This is a genomic window from Reichenbachiella sp., from assembly GCF_039944555.1.
In the GTDB taxonomy this organism is placed as follows: domain Bacteria; phylum Bacteroidota; class Bacteroidia; order Cytophagales; family Cyclobacteriaceae; genus Reichenbachiella.
The window spans coordinates 69,426-88,812 of the sequence record NZ_JBDUYN010000009.1 but is presented as its reverse complement, the minus strand read 5'-3'; the positions used below and the strand labels follow the sequence as shown (position 1 = coordinate 88,812).

The 19,387-nt window shown below is 42.9% G+C and carries 13 protein-coding genes; all 13 read left to right on the top strand.

Features of this window, described 5'->3' with window-relative positions; genetic code table 11:
- Positions 1–5 precede the first annotated feature (5 nt).
- The 13 genes from ABJD64_RS16730 to ABJD64_RS16670 all read left to right on the top strand — a co-directional run bounded on the left by ABJD64_RS16730 (position 6) and on the right by ABJD64_RS16670 (position 19,375).
- Entirely contained in the window at positions 6–530 is a 525-nt protein-coding gene (locus tag ABJD64_RS16730) for a DinB family protein (RefSeq protein WP_348181729.1), read from the top strand.
- Positions 523–1,053, top strand: coding sequence for an acyl-CoA thioesterase (locus ABJD64_RS16725; protein ID WP_348181728.1), 531 nt, complete (start codon positions 523–525; stop codon positions 1,051–1,053). The genes ABJD64_RS16730 and ABJD64_RS16725 overlap by 8 nt, the downstream gene beginning before the upstream one ends.
- 187 nt (positions 1,054–1,240) lie before the next feature.
- Positions 1,241–1,414 carry a hypothetical protein gene (locus ABJD64_RS16720; RefSeq protein WP_348181727.1) on the top strand — a complete coding sequence of 58 codons (174 nt, stop codon included), beginning with the start codon at positions 1,241–1,243 and terminating at the stop codon, positions 1,412–1,414.
- 15 nt (positions 1,415–1,429) lie between these two features.
- Positions 1,430–4,513, top strand: a complete 3,084-nt coding sequence (locus ABJD64_RS16715) for a TonB-dependent receptor (protein ID WP_348181726.1) — start codon at positions 1,430–1,432, stop codon at positions 4,511–4,513.
- 11 nt (positions 4,514–4,524) lie between these two features.
- Positions 4,525–6,144: a RagB/SusD family nutrient uptake outer membrane protein gene (locus ABJD64_RS16710; RefSeq protein WP_348181725.1), complete on the top strand. Its 1,620-nt coding sequence runs from the start codon at positions 4,525–4,527 to the stop codon at positions 6,142–6,144.
- Positions 6,145–6,165: 21 nt separating this feature from the next.
- Positions 6,166–7,848, top strand: a complete 1,683-nt coding sequence (locus tag ABJD64_RS16705) for an IPT/TIG domain-containing protein (protein ID WP_348181724.1) — start codon at positions 6,166–6,168, stop codon at positions 7,846–7,848.
- A 78-nt stretch (positions 7,849–7,926) separates the two neighbouring features.
- A complete protein-coding gene (locus tag ABJD64_RS16700; protein WP_348181723.1) occupies positions 7,927–9,042 on the top strand; it encodes a glycosyl hydrolase in 1,116 nt (371 codons plus the stop codon).
- Entirely contained in the window at positions 9,039–10,811 is a 1,773-nt protein-coding gene (locus tag ABJD64_RS16695) for an arylsulfatase (protein WP_348181722.1), read from the top strand. The genes ABJD64_RS16700 and ABJD64_RS16695 overlap by 4 nt, the downstream gene beginning before the upstream one ends.
- Complete coding sequence (locus ABJD64_RS16690; RefSeq protein ID WP_348181721.1) at positions 10,808–11,989, top strand: glycosidase; 1,182 nt, start codon at positions 10,808–10,810, stop codon at positions 11,987–11,989. Before ABJD64_RS16695 ends, ABJD64_RS16690 begins: the two co-directional genes overlap by 4 nt.
- A 6-nt stretch (positions 11,990–11,995) precedes the next feature.
- Positions 11,996–13,384, top strand: a complete 1,389-nt coding sequence (locus ABJD64_RS16685) for an MFS transporter (protein ID WP_348181720.1) — start codon at positions 11,996–11,998, stop codon at positions 13,382–13,384.
- A gap of 696 nt (positions 13,385–14,080) precedes the next feature.
- Positions 14,081–15,643: a glycosyl hydrolase gene (locus ABJD64_RS16680; RefSeq protein WP_348181719.1), complete on the top strand. Its 1,563-nt coding sequence runs from the start codon at positions 14,081–14,083 to the stop codon at positions 15,641–15,643.
- A gap of 214 nt (positions 15,644–15,857) precedes the next feature.
- Positions 15,858–17,066 carry an AGE family epimerase/isomerase gene (locus ABJD64_RS16675; RefSeq protein WP_348181718.1) on the top strand — a complete coding sequence of 403 codons (1,209 nt, stop codon included), beginning with the start codon at positions 15,858–15,860 and terminating at the stop codon, positions 17,064–17,066.
- Positions 17,063–19,375, top strand: a complete 2,313-nt coding sequence (locus ABJD64_RS16670) for a discoidin domain-containing protein (RefSeq protein WP_348181717.1) — start codon at positions 17,063–17,065, stop codon at positions 19,373–19,375. Before ABJD64_RS16675 ends, ABJD64_RS16670 begins: the two co-directional genes overlap by 4 nt.
- The last annotated feature ends 12 nt before the right edge of the window (positions 19,376–19,387 follow it).

Here is a 19,387-nt window from a genome sequence, read left to right as displayed (position 1 = left end):
ACAAGATGCAGATTTCAAAACCAGAAGAAAATGAATATCACAAGTTTTATGCTGGCTATGTAAATGGAGTTGATTCCTCAGATGTACTTCAATGCATTAGGGATCAAAAGGAGGAGTTTATTAGCTTCATTCATGCGATTCCAGATGATAGGTACAATTATGCTTATGCAGAGGGCAAATGGACTATTAAGCAATTGCTCCGTCACATGATAGATGCTGAGCGAATGTTTGCCTTTCGTGCCATGTCAATTGCGCGTGGCGAGCATGGTATGTTACCAGGCTTTGACGAACAAGGCTTTGTTGAAAGGGCCGACGACTCACAAAACTCCATCAATGAGTTGCTTCAGGAATTTGAGAGCTTGCGTACTTCAAACATTCATATGATTTCTAATTTTACAAGTCAGGCTACAGAGCGCATCGGTAATGCCAATGGTGCAAAAGTTTCGGTTAGAGCAATTATATTTATAATTGCAGGGCACCTGGCCCATCATAAACGAATCATTACCGAAAGATATCTAGAGCATGTTTGAATTTGACCCTTCGAAGAAGTATCAAAAAACCACTAAATCAAGAGTTGTTATCCGTTTTCAGGATTGTGATCCCTTGAAACACCTAAACAATGCCAAATACTTTGACTATTTCTTCAATGCTCGTGAAGATAAGGTGCCTAAACTTTATGGGTTGCAAATGTCTGAAATCTACCAGGCGTTTAATGCCATTTGGGTAGTCTACAATCATCAGATAGCCTATATCAAATCCGCAGGCATGGGAGAGTGGGTGAAAATATTCTCTCGGATCATTTGGCACAATCATAATTCAATGGTGGTAGAATATTTCATGACTGACGACGAAGAGACAGAATTGAAAACCATCTTGTGGACGAAGCTCAGGTATATCAATGAAAAAGGGCACTCTACTACGCACCCCTCTAAGTTGGTTGAGTTTTTATCTTCCGTAGCGTATGATGATATTGATTATGAGGACATCGATTTCGATATTCGAGTCCGGCAAGTTAAGAATGAGGTAGCCAACGCTGCCATTAAGATATTTTAGAGTAAAGCGCCACAGGCGCTTTATTTATTTTAAGCTCTTTCATATTGTTTCTCATCTTGCATAAATGTAACATCATCTCTCTCTCATGTTACATATTTACTGCATTCACCTAGCGTGACAAATGACCATTTCTTTTGGGCAATGATACTCCTATTCCAGGTCATTAATTAGACCAAATTGCCAGTCAATGAATACAAAAATGAAATTGACTAGTAAACAAGGTGCACCAAAAATCACGAAGACCGATTCACTTGAAAACGAAGTGGTAGAGAAGAAAAAGAAATACTTCTATGCCCTGGAATTTCTGGTAGGTTCGACCATCGTGGGTCTTTTTTATTTCATCCTAAAACTAATTTTTTAAAATGAATTTCATGATATGAAAAAACAACGACTAAGATTAAGATTAACCGGTTGGTTAAGTTGTATGTCATTGTTGCTTCTCTTGCTAATGATGCCGTCCATGGTTTTTGCACAGCAGAAAATTACGGGTAAGGTAATAGACAGATCGGGAGAACCTTTGATAGGAGTAAGTGTCATAGTCAAAGGCACCACCATTGGTGGAGTAACTGACATTGATGGAGAATATGCAGTAGAGGTTCAGTCAAGTGATGATGTACTTGTGATGAGCTATGTCGGCTATGAGAGCGCAGAATTTCCTGTTGGTTCAAGATCAGTAATTGACGTGACCATGAACGAGGATATTTTGCAAATGCAAGAGATTGTGGTAGTGGGATATGGCTCTATAAAGAAAAGCGACATTACCGGAGCAGTTTCCAGTGTAAGACCTGAAGATTTGTCTCAAACAGGTACCATAGATGTAGCAGAAGGCTTACAAGGTCGTATTGCCGGCGTCAATGTTGTTCCTAATTCCGGTGATCCGGTTTCAGGTGTGACGGTCACAATAAGAGGGGCTGGTAATTTTGGCAACAGTCAGCCATTGTATGTGATAGATGGATACCAGACAGACGATATCAGCTTTATCAATCCAAGCGATGTTCAAAGCATGGAAGTATTGAAAGATGCATCTGCTACTGCGATCTATGGAGCGAGGGGCGCCAATGGTGTTATTTTGGTTACGACCAAAAGAGGAAAAAGTGGAGCTCCGCAAATTCAATTCAATTCCTTTGTAGGTGTATCGCAGCCATGGCAAAAATTGGACATGGCGAATGCTGCTCAGTATAGTGAACTGTTTCAAGAATCATATACCAACGACGGTGTAGCAATTCCTGCAGATGTACAGGATCGATTAGATTTTGTGGATGCTAACGGGTCAGCAGGAACAGATTGGCAAAGACAAGTATTCAGAGAGGAGGCAATTTCACAGGATTACAACATTTCTGTGCTTGGCGGTAATGACACAAATAAATACAGTTTCAGTGCAGCTTACAGAAACCAGGAGGGATTGATTAAGAATAATGATGTAAACAAGTTCTTTCTAAAATTGAACAATGACTTGCAAATCAACAAATGGCTGAGTGCCGGATTAGGATTCAATTACCTCCGGGATGAATGGACCAGATCTGCAACCGATCAGTATGCCGGAGTTTTGCCAGCAGCACTCAAAGCGGATCCGTTGGCTCCAGCCTATGACGAACACCTGGGTGCCTATGGCGATACTGATTTATCTCAAGGAAACAATCCATTTAGAATTGTCGAAGAAATGGCAGGAGATCGCGTGAAGAGAGATAAGATTGTTTCTAGCGTCTATGTTCAGGCAAGAATCATCGAAGGCCTGACGTTTAGATCGAGCTATACCTTAGATATCAGTAATAGATCTCAGAAAACTTATCGCCCGACATTTTATGTCGCACCCGATGAGCAACGTGAGGTGTCTTCTTTATATCAGGATAATGCCAAGTCAATCAATTGGATATCTACTAATCGGTTGAATTATGAAAAGAACCTGGGTGATCATAACATCAATGCTATGGCAGGGGTAGAAGTGCAAGGTCATACCTTCGATAAAATTACAGCGGATGCTTTTGACGTGCCTGATTATGATGCGTTACGGCATTTGTCGGCTTCTCGTTTGGTAGAGGGTCAAAAAGTATCTAGTGAGCAAAATGAAACCTATTTGTTGTCCTATTTTGCTCGTGTCAATTATTCATTTGCAGACAAGTATGTGGCTACTGCCACGGTCAGAATGGATGGCTCTTCAAAACTGCATCCCGATAAGAGATGGACCAATCCATATCCTTCATTTGCTTTGGGCTGGAATGTTCATAACGAGGGCTTTCTTTCTGCCAGTTCACTGATTTCTTTGATGAAAGTGAGAGCAGGCTGGGGCAAGGTTGGAAACGAAAGGAATGCTGATAACCATGGGTATATCACACTGGTAGACGGGGATCAGGTTTACTCTTTCAACGGAATTCCTGTGCAAGGAAGAATTCCTACCTCCTTGAGTAATCCCGATTTAGTATGGGAGACCGTAGAAACGATAAACATAGGTGTAGATGCAGGCTTTTTTGACGGTAGGTTGACAGCCACAGCTGACTATTTTATCAAGGATACTAAAGACCTAATTGCCAACGAGCCCGTCCCCGAGTTTATAGGAGCCTATGCTGCAGGTGTCAATGCCGCTTCCATTAAAAACACAGGTGTAGAAGTAAGCCTTGGCTTCAAAGGTGTTGTAGGCGATTTTAAGTACAACATTGTCGCGAATGCCACTATGATTTCAAATGAGGTGACTGACCTTGGAAACGGTGTAGAGTTCATTGAGGGAGGAAATGTGAATAAAGTGGGCAATACCACGAGAACCACAGTAGGCGAAGATTTAGGTTACTTCTACGGCTTGAGAACTGACGGAATTTTCAATGATCAAGATGAGCTCGATGCGCATGTAGATAGTGAAGGTAACGCCATACAACCACTGGCTGTTCCAGGTGATGTAAAGTTTGTCGACCATGACGGCAACGGTGTGATTGATGCTGAGGATAGAGTGAAACTCGGTAGTAGGTTTGCTGACTTTACCTGGGGATTCAATTCTAATTTCTCGTACAAGAACCTTGACCTTCAGCTCTTTTTAACCGGCAGTCAGGGAAATGAAATTGTAAACTCATTGGTAGTCTGGACAGAGTCTTCACAGGGTTTTAACAATTCACTCACCTCTAGAATGGATAGGTGGAATGCTGACAATACTGCTTCCAACGAACCTAGAATGACCCTTAACGATGCAAACGAGAATGCAAGATTTTCTGATCGATATGTTCAAGATGGCAGTTATATCAGATTGAAGAACATTCAATTGGGTTACACACTTCCAGCTGCCTTAATGAGCAAAATAGGAGTTCAAAAGCTTAGAATCTATGTGGCGGCAGACAATTTGCTGACCATCACAGACTATGAAGGCTTCGATCCTGAATTGGGTGCTTGGAACGACAATCCATTCGCAGTAGGCGTGGATGTAGCTACCATTCCACAGGCTAGAACATTCAGAGGAGGTTTAAATATTACATTCTAATGGAAGAAACGATGAAGAATTATAAAGTAAAAATAGTTTCGTTGATGATGGCCTTTATGGCTATATCGACAGCTTGTGATGATATCTTAGATACAGAACCATTAGGTCAGGAGACCGGTCAAAACTATCTAAATGATCCGATAAATGCAGAGCAAGCCGTAAATGCAGTGTATGACGTATTGCACTGGGACGAAGGAGGAAAAAATTCAGGACATACCTATGAATGGATGTTTGGCGATGTGCTTTCTGACGACGCTGATAAGGGAAGTAAACCTGGAGATTTTCTGGAAATTCAGGAGATGTCAGAATGGAGAACAAATTCATCACACGGTATCACGGCTAGTACCTGGAATAATAATTTTCACGGTATTTATCGGGCAAACTTTATCATAGAAAATATGCCCAACGCAACCATAGATGAGGATCTGAAATCGAGATTGATAGGAGAGGCGTATTTTTTAAGAGGGTATTACTATTTATACCTCACTCAAAAATTTGGTGGGCTGCCATTGTTTGATAGACCTGTGGAACCAGGCGATTACAGAAACATAGGAACCATTCAGAGGGCAACCCTGGCAGAGACGCTGGCTTTTATAGTAGAAAGTTTTGATTTGGCCTCTCCATTGTTACCCGAGATACATGCAGATGATGATTTAGGAAGGGCTACCAGTGGTGCTTCTCGCGCCTACAAGGCCAGAACCATGATCTATGAAATGGGGGTTACCAATTCGGCAGGGTTTACCTGGCAGCAAGTACTTGATGCCACTGATAGTGTGATTGGATCAGGCGTATACAGCATTTCCGGAGTCAATTTTGCTCAAATGATTGAGGATGAAGGCGAAAACGGCATAAACTCTGTCTTTGAAGTTCAAAATGTCTCTAACAACGAAGGATGGGGGCCAATAAAGGCTGGTACCACCAATAACATCATTCAAGCCAACAGAAGTGACTGGGGCTGGGGATTTAATAATCCTACCCAAGCCTTGATTGACAGCTATGAAACGGGAGATCCCCGAATCGCATGTACTGTTTATGCAGATGGTGACGTAGTCCATGGAGAGGTTCAGACTATTCCGTTTCCGGATGAAAATTCAACAGGATACCTGAATAGAAAAGCTGCTGTTGAGCCTGGTATCAGATCAACTACGGATGGTAAGGATAGTCCGCAGAATGTTCGTAAAATGAGATATGCCGATGTGCTGTTGATGAATGCTGAGGCGGCCTACCATACCGGAGATGCTACAAAAGCGAATAATAGAGTCAATCAGGTCCGACAGCGTGCCAAGAGCTCTACGAGACCAAAAGGCTCGCAAGAAGGCTCGTTGGGTTATGTAGCCTATTCGGCAGCAGAATTGACTGGCGTTTTGAACGATATCAGTTTGTCCGGAACCCCATTGTTAGACGCTATTCATGCAGAACGCAGATGCGAGTTTGCCATGGAAGGACAGCGTTTTTATGAGATGGTAAGGACGGGTATCTATATGACTTATATCGCAACCCTTGGATCTGAAATCGAAGCCAATTGTACTTCTCATCTCATTACCGATGGGGTTGTGAATCCGGTTCCGGTATTGGCTATTCCTTTGAATGAAGTGCAGTCCTGGGGCTTGGCTCAAAATCCAGGCTACTAATCACATTAAATTATCAAAACGATGAATACATTTAGATTAAAAATAAATTCGTTGGGAGTGCTTCTTACAATGGCAACAGGGATTATTCTGTTTGCCTGCAAGGATGACTTTACCGACGAAGCATATGATATCAATTGGCCGGTACCAGTTATTTCTACCATGACTGAAACTGGAGAAATTGAAGATAACATTACCATAACTGGTACTGACTTGGATAAAGTAAACAAAGTTCTTGTAGGAACGGCAGAATGTGCCGTGGTATCTGCAGATGCTATAAGTGTGGTGTTTGCACTTCCAAGAAGAGTATCTACAGGAGAAATCACTTTGCACACTTCCTACAAGAGGGTCGTGACCACAGAGTCTAAACTGGAAGTCACCTATCCAGCTACAGAGGTGACCGTGTGGCCAGACAAGATCGTTCGAGGACAGGCATTTACTATCGAAGGGGTCAATGTAGACTTGATTACATCAGTTTCATTGGGCACAACTACACTAAAGGTGGATGGCTTTTCTTTAGGCGATCAAAATATCATATCAGTTCCTTTAGAGGCAAGCCTGGAGCTGACTGAGACAGTAGTGCTTAGTGTAGGTGCCTTTGGTGAGTCTACCTCTCAGTCTACGAGTATTCCGGTAGAGGACCCGAGTAGTGCGCCTACGGTTCCCATGTATCAGGATTTGCATACGATGATCTGGGATTTTGAAGATGGTTTAAATCCATTTCAGGTAGATGGAGAAGCGTCTACGAATGGAATTAATGCCATTGCCGTAAATAAGGGTCGTGGGCAGAATTATCTATCCGTACACGTAGCATCTACTGGTGGATGGACCAATTTTGGTAAAATTCAGGCCAGTGCGGCGGTAGATCTTGCTGACTATGAAGATCCACATCTGACCATGCTCATCAATACCAACGGTAAGAAAGGATATTTCCAGGTGGAAGATGGAAATGGAAACTGGAAGCACTTTACAGGCACTGAGAATGAAAATGATGATTATGCTTTTGCAACCACAGGATGGGAGTGGAGAAGTGTAAGCCTAAGTGACGATTGGGATGGCGGTGCCGTAGATTTAACCACTTTTACCCCTGCACTATTTTTCAAATCTGGTAATGTAGGAAACGGTGGTGCCAATGAAGAATTCGAAATTCATGTAGATCAGGTCATGATTACCAATGGTCGTCAGGATTTTGTAGCTGTGGCTTTTGATTTTGAAGATGGCGTTGATCCGGCATGGGATAACAATACGGGCGCGGATGTACACACGATTAATGGTGGCGCCGTGGCATCTATCAGTGGAGAGAATTATTACACTGTTCAAAAGGCCGGAGTCGGGTCCTGGGATTGGACCGGTGCTATTGCATACAATACACCAGTCGATCTTTCGGGTATTGATGATCCGTATATCACCTTTTGGGCCAACACCGGTTCTCTTAAGGGATTCTTTCAAATAGAAACTTTCCAGCAGAGCACCAAATTTGGAGCCGGTATTTCTGGAGACAATCTTATCGAGACCAGCGGCGAGTGGGTAAGATACTCTTTAAGACTGGCTGATGTCGGATTTGGGAGTTGGGGAGGCACGGACGAGTTTGATGCCAATGGAGTATATGACTATATCAAATTAGGATTTACCTCAGGCAATATTGATGGAGAAAATTATGAAATCAATGTAGACGACGTGGTCATCTCCGACGGTGCATATTATTAATCTCACAACATAAGTTTTAATGTAGATCACAAGCCTCCAAAACCATGGAGGCTTGTTTTTAAAATACCGATTCATATTATGAAAATCATTTTTTTCATTGTTGCAATGTTCCCAATAGCCGCCAACGCACAGCTGGTGCTGACAGACCACAAGGCGACCAGCAAGACCAAAAAATTGTATAACAACTTGAATACTCAGGCTACCCGTGGGATCATGTTTGGTCATGAAGATGACCTGGCATATGGTGTAGAGTGGTGGAACGAGAAAGGTCGATCAGATGTAAAGGAAGTAGTAGGGTCTTACCCAGCTGTTTATGGATGGGATATTGGTAAAATAGGAGAGGAGAACAACATTGATAGCGTATCATTCAAGGATATGAAGAAGTGGATGAAGGAGGCTTATAAAAGAGGAGGCGTAAATACCATTTCCTGGCATCTCGATAATCTTACCTCCGGCGGCAGTTCCTGGGACAAGACCAGAACAGTTGAGCATATTTTACCAGGTGGCAAAGATCACTCATCCTATCTGTCCAAGTTAGATTTGGCGGCCAAATACCTGAAAAGTATCAAATCCGGATTTACAAAAATCCCCATTATTTTCAGACCCTTTCACGAGCACAATGGCAACTGGTTCTGGTGGGGAAAAGAGCATTGTACTGAGGAAGAATATGAGAAACTTTGGAGGTTTACAGTCGAATATCTTCGTGATGAAAAGAAGCTGCATCATTTGATATATGCCTATTCTCCGGATGCAAGTAGGTTAGATATGAGTGATGCAAATGCTGCCTATCAATACGGTTATCCCGGTGACCAATACGTCGATGTCATTGGCCTGGATGACTACTGGAATGTAGGAAGGCCAAACAATCCGGCTACACCCGAACAGCAGGAATTAAACTTTATCAGCAATCTGGAAATGATTGATCAAATGGCGAAAAATAAAGGAAAAATCGCAGCGCTTACTGAAACCGGTCAGTCTGGTCTTACCAATCCCAAATGGTTTTCTGAAGAAATTCTTAACCCCATCCTCAAGTGCCAGGACATCAATATTAGCTATGTTTTAGTTTGGAGGAATGCAAACGCCAAACACTGTTTTGTTCCTTATGCAGGGCATCAGGCAGCAGGTGATTTTAAGAAATTTCAAGCCAGTGACAGAGTTTTCTTTGAGGAAGATCTCGAGAATATTTATAAATGAAGCATGTACTGAACCGAGCTTTTTTGGGCAACTATGATTTTGGAATGATTGCATCTTTACTCGGCCTGGTAGGTTTGTTAGTTGGGTGTGGTTCCAATACTGATTTCTCAATGCCCAATGTCTTACTCATTGTTGCAGATGACCAGGGTTATGGCGATGTCGGTTTTCATGACAATGAAATCATAGATACACCAGTTCTGGATCGGCTGGCCTCCGAGTCAGTTGAGTTTACGAGATTTTATGTCTCTCCTGTGTGTGCGCCTACCAGAGCATCGCTTTTGACGGGTCGTTATCATTTGGCTACAGGTACGCGCTGGGTCACGCATCGCGAGGAAGTTATGCGCGAAGAAGAGGTTACGCTTGCTGAGCTTTTTGGCGCATACGGCTACCGAACGGGATTGTTTGGCAAGTGGCACAACGGCAAACAGTTTCCCCATGATCCAAATGGCCAAGGTTTTCAGGAATTCTTCGGTTTTACCGAAGGCCATCTCAATAATTATTTTGATGCAAAGCAAATTCATAATCAGGTTGTTGAACCTACAAAAGGATATTTGCCTGATGTCCTGACAGATAAGGCTCTGGGCTTTATGAATAAAGAAGAACCATTTTTCGCCATGGTTTCCTTCAATACACCACATAGCCCTTTTCAAGTCCCTGACACCTACTTTGATAAATACAAGGACAAAGGACTTAACGATAAAAACGCCAGTGTCTATGGTATGGTTGAAAACATAGATGACAACGTGGGGAGATTATTGAAGGCACTGCAAAAGACGGGCAAAGACAAGAATACCATCGTCATTTTTATGTCTGACAACGGTCCCAATGGGATCAGGTATAATGCCAATTTGAAGGGCATTAAATCTCATGTAGATGAAGGTGGTGTGCGTTCGCCGTTCTTGGTCAGATACCCAAATAAAGGCTGGGTATCCAAAACCATAGATGACCCCATCGCTCATATTGATTTATTACCAACCTTGGCAGAGGTAATTGGACTCACTGTTCCCGATTCCATCCGGATACACGGACGAAGTGTCGTGCCGCTCGTCCAGGGAGAGCCCTTAGAAGAACGTTTTTTATTCACGCATCAGGTGGTAAGAAAATTCGATACCATACCGGCAGCGGTGAGAAAGGGAAATTGGCTGCTGACAATCAAACCTCGTGACACCGCTTTATTCAATTTAGAAGTAGACCCATATCAAAAAAACAACCTGTTTGAAAATAAATTAGAAAAAGCTTCACAATTCCTCAATGCCTACCGAATCTGGTTTGCTCAAGTGAATGCAGACTACAATGGAAAAACCAAAATTCAAATAGGTCATCCGGGAATTCCCAAGGTCGAATTTCCTACCCAGGAAGCTGTCTCATATCTACAAACGACCTTTCGTGGTAAACAAGGTTGGGCCAACGACTTTTTTACACAATGGTCAGATTCTTCCCGTGCCAGTTGGGATTTTGATTCGAAAGGAATCGAGAGCTATGAAGTCTATGTGGAAATGAGCGGCCAGGTAAAAGATGCCGGAGTTGTGAACCTGCGAATGGTAAATCAAAGCCTACAAGGCTCAATAACCGCAATCTTAACCAAATCTAAAATAGAAAGTCCCGACCGGGTGCCACGAGGTGAAGTCTATGCTTATGACTGGCCAAGAATATATGTCGGTGACTTTAGATCTACCCAAGGAGAAAACATGATTTCATTGAGTACCACTGGCTTAATGAATGCAGAAATAAAATCAATACAATTCATATTAAAAGAGGAGAAGAAATGAGTGTTGAAAAAATCAAACAATTGATCGCAGATCATGAGGCATTTTTGTCAATAAAAAATGAACCGAAAAAGGAATCAAATGGTATCGTCCAACGATATAAAAATACGATTATCACAGAAAAGCATACACCTGTCTTCTGGCGTTATGATCTGAACCCTGAAACCAATCCGTTGATGATGGAGCGACTTGGAATGAATGTAGCATTCAATTCAGGGGCTATCAAATTCAAAGATAAATTTTGCCTGGTGGTGAGAGCAGAAGGGGACGATCGAAAGTCATTTTTTGCTGTAGCAGAAAGTGATAACGGCATCGATAATTTTAGGTTTTGGGATCACCCCATCACTTTGCCAGAGACGCATGAGCCTGATACCAATGTATATGACATGAGGTTGACCTCGCATGAAGATGGCTGGATTTACGGCCTGTTTTGTACAGAGCGAAGGGACCCTTCAGCATCGGATTCAGATCAATCATCTGCAGATGCTAAATGCGGTATAGCCCGCACCAAGGATTTAGTAACCTGGGCACGATTAGCAGATTTGGATTCGGGCAAAAACCAACAACGCAACGTGGTCCTGCATCCTGAGTTTATTGATGGCAAATATGCCTTGTATACTCGGCCGCAAGATGGATTTATAGAAGCCGGAAAAGGAGGAGGAATTGGCTGGTCTCTCCTTGATAGCATGGAAAATGCTGTCGTAGGTTCTGAAAAAATCATAGATCCCAAGGTCTATCATACGATTAAAGAAGTGAAAAATGGCCAGGGGCCACCGCCAATCAAAACCGATGAAGGTTGGCTGCATTTGGCGCATGGCGTTCGGAATACCGCTGCTGGTCTTAGATACGTGTTGTACATGTTTATGACTTCTTTGGAAGACCCGTCGGAGGTCATTCACAGGCCAGGCGGACACTTTATGGCACCCATTGATGAAGAGAGAGTGGGAGACGTGTCTAACGTCCTTTTCGCCAACGGATGGATTGAAGAGCAAGGGAAAGTATATATCTATTACGCCTCTTCAGACACGAGAATGCATGTGGCCACTTCCAGTATTGCACAACTCATAGACTACTGCAAGCATACACCCGAAGATGGTTTGAGAAGTTATGCGAGTGTCCAAACAAGAAATGAATTGATCAACAAAAACCTGGCTTACTTAAAAGCTGTAGGTTTAAAATAATCAGGAATGAGTAAGTCTAATGTGAAGTTGGGTCTGAGAGAAAAAATGTCCTATGGGCTAGGCGATTTTGCATCATCTATGTTTTGGAAGCTGTTTTCTATGTTTCTTTTATACTTCTACACGGATATTTTTGGAATATCTGCTGCGGCTGTTGGTACGATGTTTTTGGTGACCCGCGTTTGGGATGCCGCCAATGACCCCATCATGGGTATGATTACTGATCGCACCACTACAAAGTGGGGCAAATTCAGGCCTTACTTACTTTTCGTAGCCATCCCGTTTGGTATCATTGGGGTTTTGACTTTTACCACTCCAGACCTGGACAGCACATCAAAATTGATATATGCCTATATCACTTACACAATGATGATGATGGTTTATACCGCGGTCAACGTACCCTATGGCTCGTTGTTGGCAGTCATGACCAGCGACAGCAACGAGCGTACTTCTTTGGCTTCGTGGCGTTTTATTGGAGCTTATGCTGGGGGCATGCTGGTTACCTCTACAGCCAGTATTTTGGTTGATTATTTTAGTCAGGGAGCTGGAGAAGAGACTGGTTATCAATATACAGTCGCTTCGTATGCAATAGTAGCTGCAGCACTTTTCATACTTACATTTTTAGGAACAAAGGAGCGATTGCAGCCATCGGTAGAAAGTCAGGGAGATTTAAAAAGTGATTTGAAAGACTTACTACATAACAGGCCCTGGTTTATCATGTTGGCCGCGAACATTTCAATTTTGATTTTCATGTCCCTGAGGGATGGCTCGATACTATTTTATTTCAAATATGTCGTGGGAGATCAGGTACTTAATCTTTTCGGCAGCACCTGGCAATTGTCGGTGGCTATCTTGTCGTCCGCTTATATGTCATTGTGGTTGGGGGCAAACATCATTGGCGTTGTTCTCGCCAAACCCATATCAGCGATTCTCGGCAAAAAGAACAGTTTTGGCTATGCTGCATTGCTTTCAGCCATATTGAGTATTTTGTTTTTCTTCATTCCTGCAGATCGAATTGTCCTGATCTTTCTATTAAACCTTTTGATTGGGATAAGCTCGGGAATTGTGATGCCATTAGGGTGGTCTATGTATGCCGACATTGCCGATTACTCGGAATGGAAAACAGGTAGAAGGGCCACGGGATTGGTGTTTTCATCTTCTTCCATGTCGCAAAAGTTTGGCTGGACCCTGGGAGGTGCATTATCAGGCTGGGTGCTGGCTGCCTACGGATTTGAGGCGAATGTGGCACAAGGAGTAGGAGCGCTATTAGGTATTAAATTAATGTTCAGTGTTTTTGCAGGTGTCGGTGCTTTTCTCTCCTTTCTGGCTATTCAATTTTACAAATTGGATGAAGGGTTTATGAAAAAGGTCAATATCGAACTTCAAAAGCAAGAATAAAGGCTGTTTTGATCAATCCTGAAGCATAAAACATACTCCGTAGAGTTTTTAGGACCGATCTGGAATCTGAACCGATACTCCGTGGAGTTTTTGAATGTGTTCTGCATCTGGATTGATGCTCCGTAGAGTTTTTAGATCGGTTTGGAATCCGAATCGATGCTCCGTCAGGTTTTTGAATGTGTTCAGATTCCGAATCGATGCTCCGTCAGATTTTTAGATCAATTGTGATTCGCAACAGATGCTCCGTGGAATTTTTATATGTATTCGTTATCTGAATCGATACTCAGTAGGATTTTTGGATGTGTTCCGTTGTTTTTTCCTGATGATTCAAGGGACAAGGTGCTCCAATATTTGCCTTATCAAACGGGAGCTCAGTTTAACGGCCTTTTCTTAGCGGCCAAATGTAACACCAGACTTTGCGCATAACCGTTACACTTCACCCATATAATTGGGCATTATGGCCCTCATTTTCCTTTGATTAATTGGTAATATTGGTTATTGATCAATTCTGTTAATGCCTGTTTTTCGGGCTTATGAATAAAGAATGGGTACAGTGCTAGCCGTACTCCTTTATCCAAATTCGATGGGTCTACTAGTGATCCCATCGAAATTTCATCTCGTCAGTAGATGGGATGACCAAGCAGTTAGTAATTGCCACTGACTTCAACATGAACAATAACCAAACTAAAACTTATCATGAAAAAAATATTGACTTACTCAGTACTTTTCCTAACCTCCTATGCGACGATGGCACAGTGGGAGGCCAACCCGGTAGATGCGAATGCCACAGATAAAACTGTGGCACTATACAGAAACCTCAAAGACATCGCCTTTACAGAAGACCAGTTTCTTTTCGGCCAGGAATTTGCCAATAGCTACAATACCTCAGGATTGAGTGGCAATCCCTGGCAGAGCGAATGCGAAGATGTAGTAGGCGACCACCCTGCAGTTTTAGGCTCTGATTTTTTTTATTATCTCAAAGACAACGGAGCTGAAAAATCTACACATCTCACCGCAGTGCAAAAAGCTTACAATGACTTCGGAGAAGGGGCTATCATTACCTTCGACTGGCACATGCCGGGGCCCGGAGGCAATACCAATCATGGCGGAACCAACACGTCATTTGCCTACGACGTGGTACACAATACCAGCAATGGCTACTATAATAATGATAGCGACGGTGATGCCAATAAAATTCATGGCAAGACGCCAAGAGATTGGTTCTACGATCGGTTGAAAGAAGTCAGAGACATTATCAACGACGACCTTTGGCAATATAAGGATGGGTCTTGGCATCATATTCCCATTGTATTCCGGTTGTTTCACGAAATGAATGGCTCCTGGTTTTGGTGGGGAAAGGATGACCTGTCTGCAGCAGATTATATCAGTCTTTATCAAATGACGGCCGGTTTTCTAAAGTCAGAATGTAGCACCGTGCTCTTCTGCTGGTCGCCTGATATGTTTTATACCAAGGCGTCCTGGGGGAGGTCAAAAGGCATGGACTATTATCCCGGAGACGATTATGTGGATATTCTTGGACTCGATGCTTACAACATTGGTGATGCGGTCTATCCGATATCAGAATTCAGAGATCAGATGCGTGCCATGTCAGATAACGCTTGGAATAAGCAAAAAATAGCAGTTTTGGCTGAAACCGGCTATAAACTGGAAGGTTGGGCAGATTTTGACGGAAGTCAACCCTGGCACAAACCCTGGACAGGTGGTAATTACTGGCAAGATCGGGTACTTGATGCCCTGGTCAATGATCCTCAACAAAGAGCTTCGAAGATCGCGTGGGTACTCACCTGGATCAATAGCCCCTGGGCCAGCCAGCCATACGTCAGTATACCTAGTCACCCCAACTGGGCAAAGATAAAGCTCAACGATTTTGAGGACGAGACAAGTACCTTATTCGCCAGCAATGTGCCAAACATGTATGCTTATACTTCCGGAGCGTGGTCACGACAACTGGGTGACGTAGCGGATGGTGAAAATCAAGAGACAGACGTCTGGAGTATCGAATTGAGCGTTTACCCCAATCCAACTCGTGGCATGGTCAATTTTACATTTTCAGATCATTTTGCAGAGGAAGTAGCCATTCGACTTTACAATGGGTCGGGCCAGTTGGTACTTACAGAAACCGCCAACTTCAGTGAGAATAAAACAAAACAACTTAACCTTAGTCGACTGACGACCGGTCATTATTATTATGAAGTACATGGAAGTAAAATACTGCGAGGCAAATTGATGGTCAGATAATTTATCATCCTTACAAGAAAGTTGATAGCACGATTTAGGCTATTAAGCCTAAATCGTGCTCATAAATAGTCTAAAGATCCACCAATGTTTCCACCTGAAAATAGATGCTACATGTTGCATTATTGTGACAAATGATGCTGTTACATCAGTCACTAGTTTTTGAGCAATTTGACAGTCATGTTTCGGTCCCCGGATGGCTAAAATTGAGCTTTGAATGAGAAAGATTAAGGTGAAAATGATTGTAGATCAATCCATAGCAGTGTTTGAAAAAGAAGCTTTTGAAAAAGAGCTGAAACAGGGCATATTAAGTTTTTGGACTGATCATATGGTAGACCAAACCCATGGTGGCTACTATGGGAGAATAGGTTATGACAATCGGCTGCACGAAAACGCCGATAAAGGATTGATCCTGAATGCGAGGATTCTTTGGACTTATGCCACTGCGTATGATCTCTATAAAGAGACCGAATATTTTCATCAGTCAAAAATGGCCTTTAATGCCCTTCGTGATTTCCGTGATGCCAAACACAAAGGAGTTTACTGGATGATTTCTGCAGAGGGTAAACCAGTTAAGACCAAAAAACAGATTTATGCTCAAGCTTTTGCGATTTATGGCTTAGCGGCATATTACAAAATATCTCATAACCCTTTAGCACTCAGTTGGGCCATTGAACTTTTCGAACTGATAGAAAAACACAGTTTTGATAAGGATCGAAATGGTTATTTCGAGGCCTTTGATCGCGAGTGGCACCTGCTTGACGATTTACGCCTAAGCGACAAGGACAATAATGAAGTCAAGACGATGAACACCCACTTGCACATCCTGGAGGCATATACCGGTCTATACAAGGTTTGGGAAGATGAGAGACTCGGTGAGCGCTTACGAAACTTAACAGAGTTGTTTTTTGATCGGTTTCTGGGAGAAGACAATCATTTTAAGTTGTTCTTCGATGAGCATTGGAACCTGAAATCGGACGAAATATCTTATGGCCATGATATTGAGGCAGGTTGGCTACTTCATGAAGCAGCCCTGGCTTTGCAGGATGGGGCTCTTATTCATATCGCCGAACGACACGCAGTTTATGTGACTCAGGCGACTTTGCCATACTTTGATCAGGATGGTGGCCTTTTCAATACCGGCGTGCCTGGAGAAATTACAGACAAAGAAAAACATTGGTGGCCGCAGGCCGAGGCACTGGTTGGGCTAATCAATGCATACAAAATCTCAAAACTGCCAAAACTCAAAATGGCCGCAGAAAAATGCTGGCTATTCATTCAGGATCAAATCATTGACCGCGAGCATGGGGAATGGATCTGGGGAATTGATGCCAAGGGAAACAGAATGAAGGAAGACAAGGCAGGGCCTTGGAAATGTCCATATCACAATGGACGTGCAATGATGGAATTAATTAAACGGTTATGAAAAGAGTACTTTTTTTGATAGGCTTGTCATTTTCAATTGGCAATACCGCCATAGGACAAACCAATATTTTACCGGCTGCAAATGCCGGTGAAGATCAGGTATTAATGGACGGTAACGGAGATGGAGAAGAGGTATTCTCACTGGACGGTACAGCAAGCATGGATTCGGATGGAACCATCGCTTCATATGAATGGTCCGATCCTGATGGTAATGTACTGGGAACTGCGTCCACTTTGAATAGAACCGTCAGTGTTGGTTCGGAGGAAATCAAATTGACTGTGACCGATGATGAAGGAGGAGTGGGCGTAGACTATGTGCAACTTTTTGTTGGCCATGCTACCAATTATGGAAACAATAGAATCTCAATTCGGGGCGGCGACAATCAGATTTTTGTAAATGGAATCAATCTGGCCTGGAACAATTTCAGCCTTGACGTGGTCGAATTTGATGAGGAATACTTTACCAGTGTATTCGAAAAATTATCCGCCTATGGAGCCAATGGCCTGAGATGGTGGTTGCATACCAATGGCCGACACAGCCCGCAGTTTGACGATGCTGGGATGGTGAAAAAAATTGCCCCCAACGACATACGAAACATGCGAAGGGCATTAGACATGGCCCATAGTTATGGCGTGGTGGTAAGCATGTGCTTATTTTCATTTGATCTGCTGCAAAGCCAGGGACAGGATAAAGATCAAATGAGAAAGCTACTTGAAGATGAAGCCGTCAGGCAATCATACATTGATAATGCGTTGATACCCATCTTGACGGAAATAGGAGACCACCCCGCTGTGATGACCTGGGAAATTTTCAACGAGCCAGAAGGTATGACCAACGAGTTTGGCTGGTCTGCTGAAAAAACGACAATGGCCTATGTACAACAGTTTGTCAACAAGACAGCTGCGGCCATTCATGATCACACAATCGAGGCACTGGTTTCCAATGGTTCATGGTCAGTGAAAGCCACGACAGACGTGGAAAACTACTTTAACTACTATCGGGATGACAGGTTGATAGCTGCTGGAGGTGAATCCAACGGAATACTCGATTTTTATCAGTTTCATTACTATCCCCAACACTTCGGAAATGCCTATTCGCCATTTCACAGACCCGCTTCCTTTTGGGGTGTCGACAAACCGATTGTGATCGGAGAGTTTCCGGTTGCAGGGGTTGAAGACAAGGCAAGTCCTCATTTGACCACTACCGAGTGTTATCAGCGGGCCATGGAGTACGGCTATGCAGGGGTGATGGCCTGGGACTATTCAGGCTTCGGAGGTGGTGATATCGAAACTGCTAAAGAAGGATTGGAGTATTTGTCAATCAATTATTCCTCAGATGTTTTGATCGGTGACGATCCTGATTTCAATGAGGCACCCGTCGTAGAAGGTAAGATCCCCGCACTCAGGGCATTTTCCGGAGATAATATGGAATTTGCCAATCACTTCGATTTGAGTACAATTTTCACCGATCCCGAAGGGAAAATACTTACTTATGATTTATATGACATCACCAATTTGGACTTTACGGAAATAGAATTTGATGGCAGTATGATGTCTGTTTATCCCTATGACAATGTGAAGGGTACGGAAACTGTGGTGCTTAAGGGAACAGATCCTAATGGTGCAAGTGAATGGGTGACGTTTAATATCAGCTTAGGGGAGGATACAGGAAACCTGGCCAAATTCAAAAACATCATGGCATCAAGCTCAGAATCAGGAAACGAAGACCGATCACCTGAATTGGCCAACGATGGAGATCTCACCACACGCTGGTCGTCCGTATATGAAGATCAGCACTGGATAGAAGTAGACCTGGGTACTTCAATGGACTTCAATGAGATCAAGATGCTCTGGGAGGATGCCTATGCCAAGTCATATCAGATTGAGGTAAGTGAAGATCAAAATTCATGGACTGAAATATATGCTGAATCAAACGGCAATGGCAACTGGGATGATATTCAAATAGAGCGAACCACAGGACGTTATCTGAGGTTGAATTTTGATGAAAGAGCTACGGAATGGGGTTTTTCCCTTTGGGAATTAGAAGTATATAACAATGTCACCACAGCGGTCAATGAGTTGCCACAAATTCGGGTTTACCCTAATCCCTCACGAGATCAGATTCAGATCGATTCATATGACCAAATTTTGTCAATAAAACTTACAGATCTCAATGGTAGACAATTCTCAGGATTGAATCTAAACGCTCAAGGTCAATTGGATACCTACCTTATAAAAACTGGAATCTACCTTCTAACCGTTAATACAAAAAATGACACCAGAACATTCAGAATAGTTAAGCAGAATTAACTAATTTATATT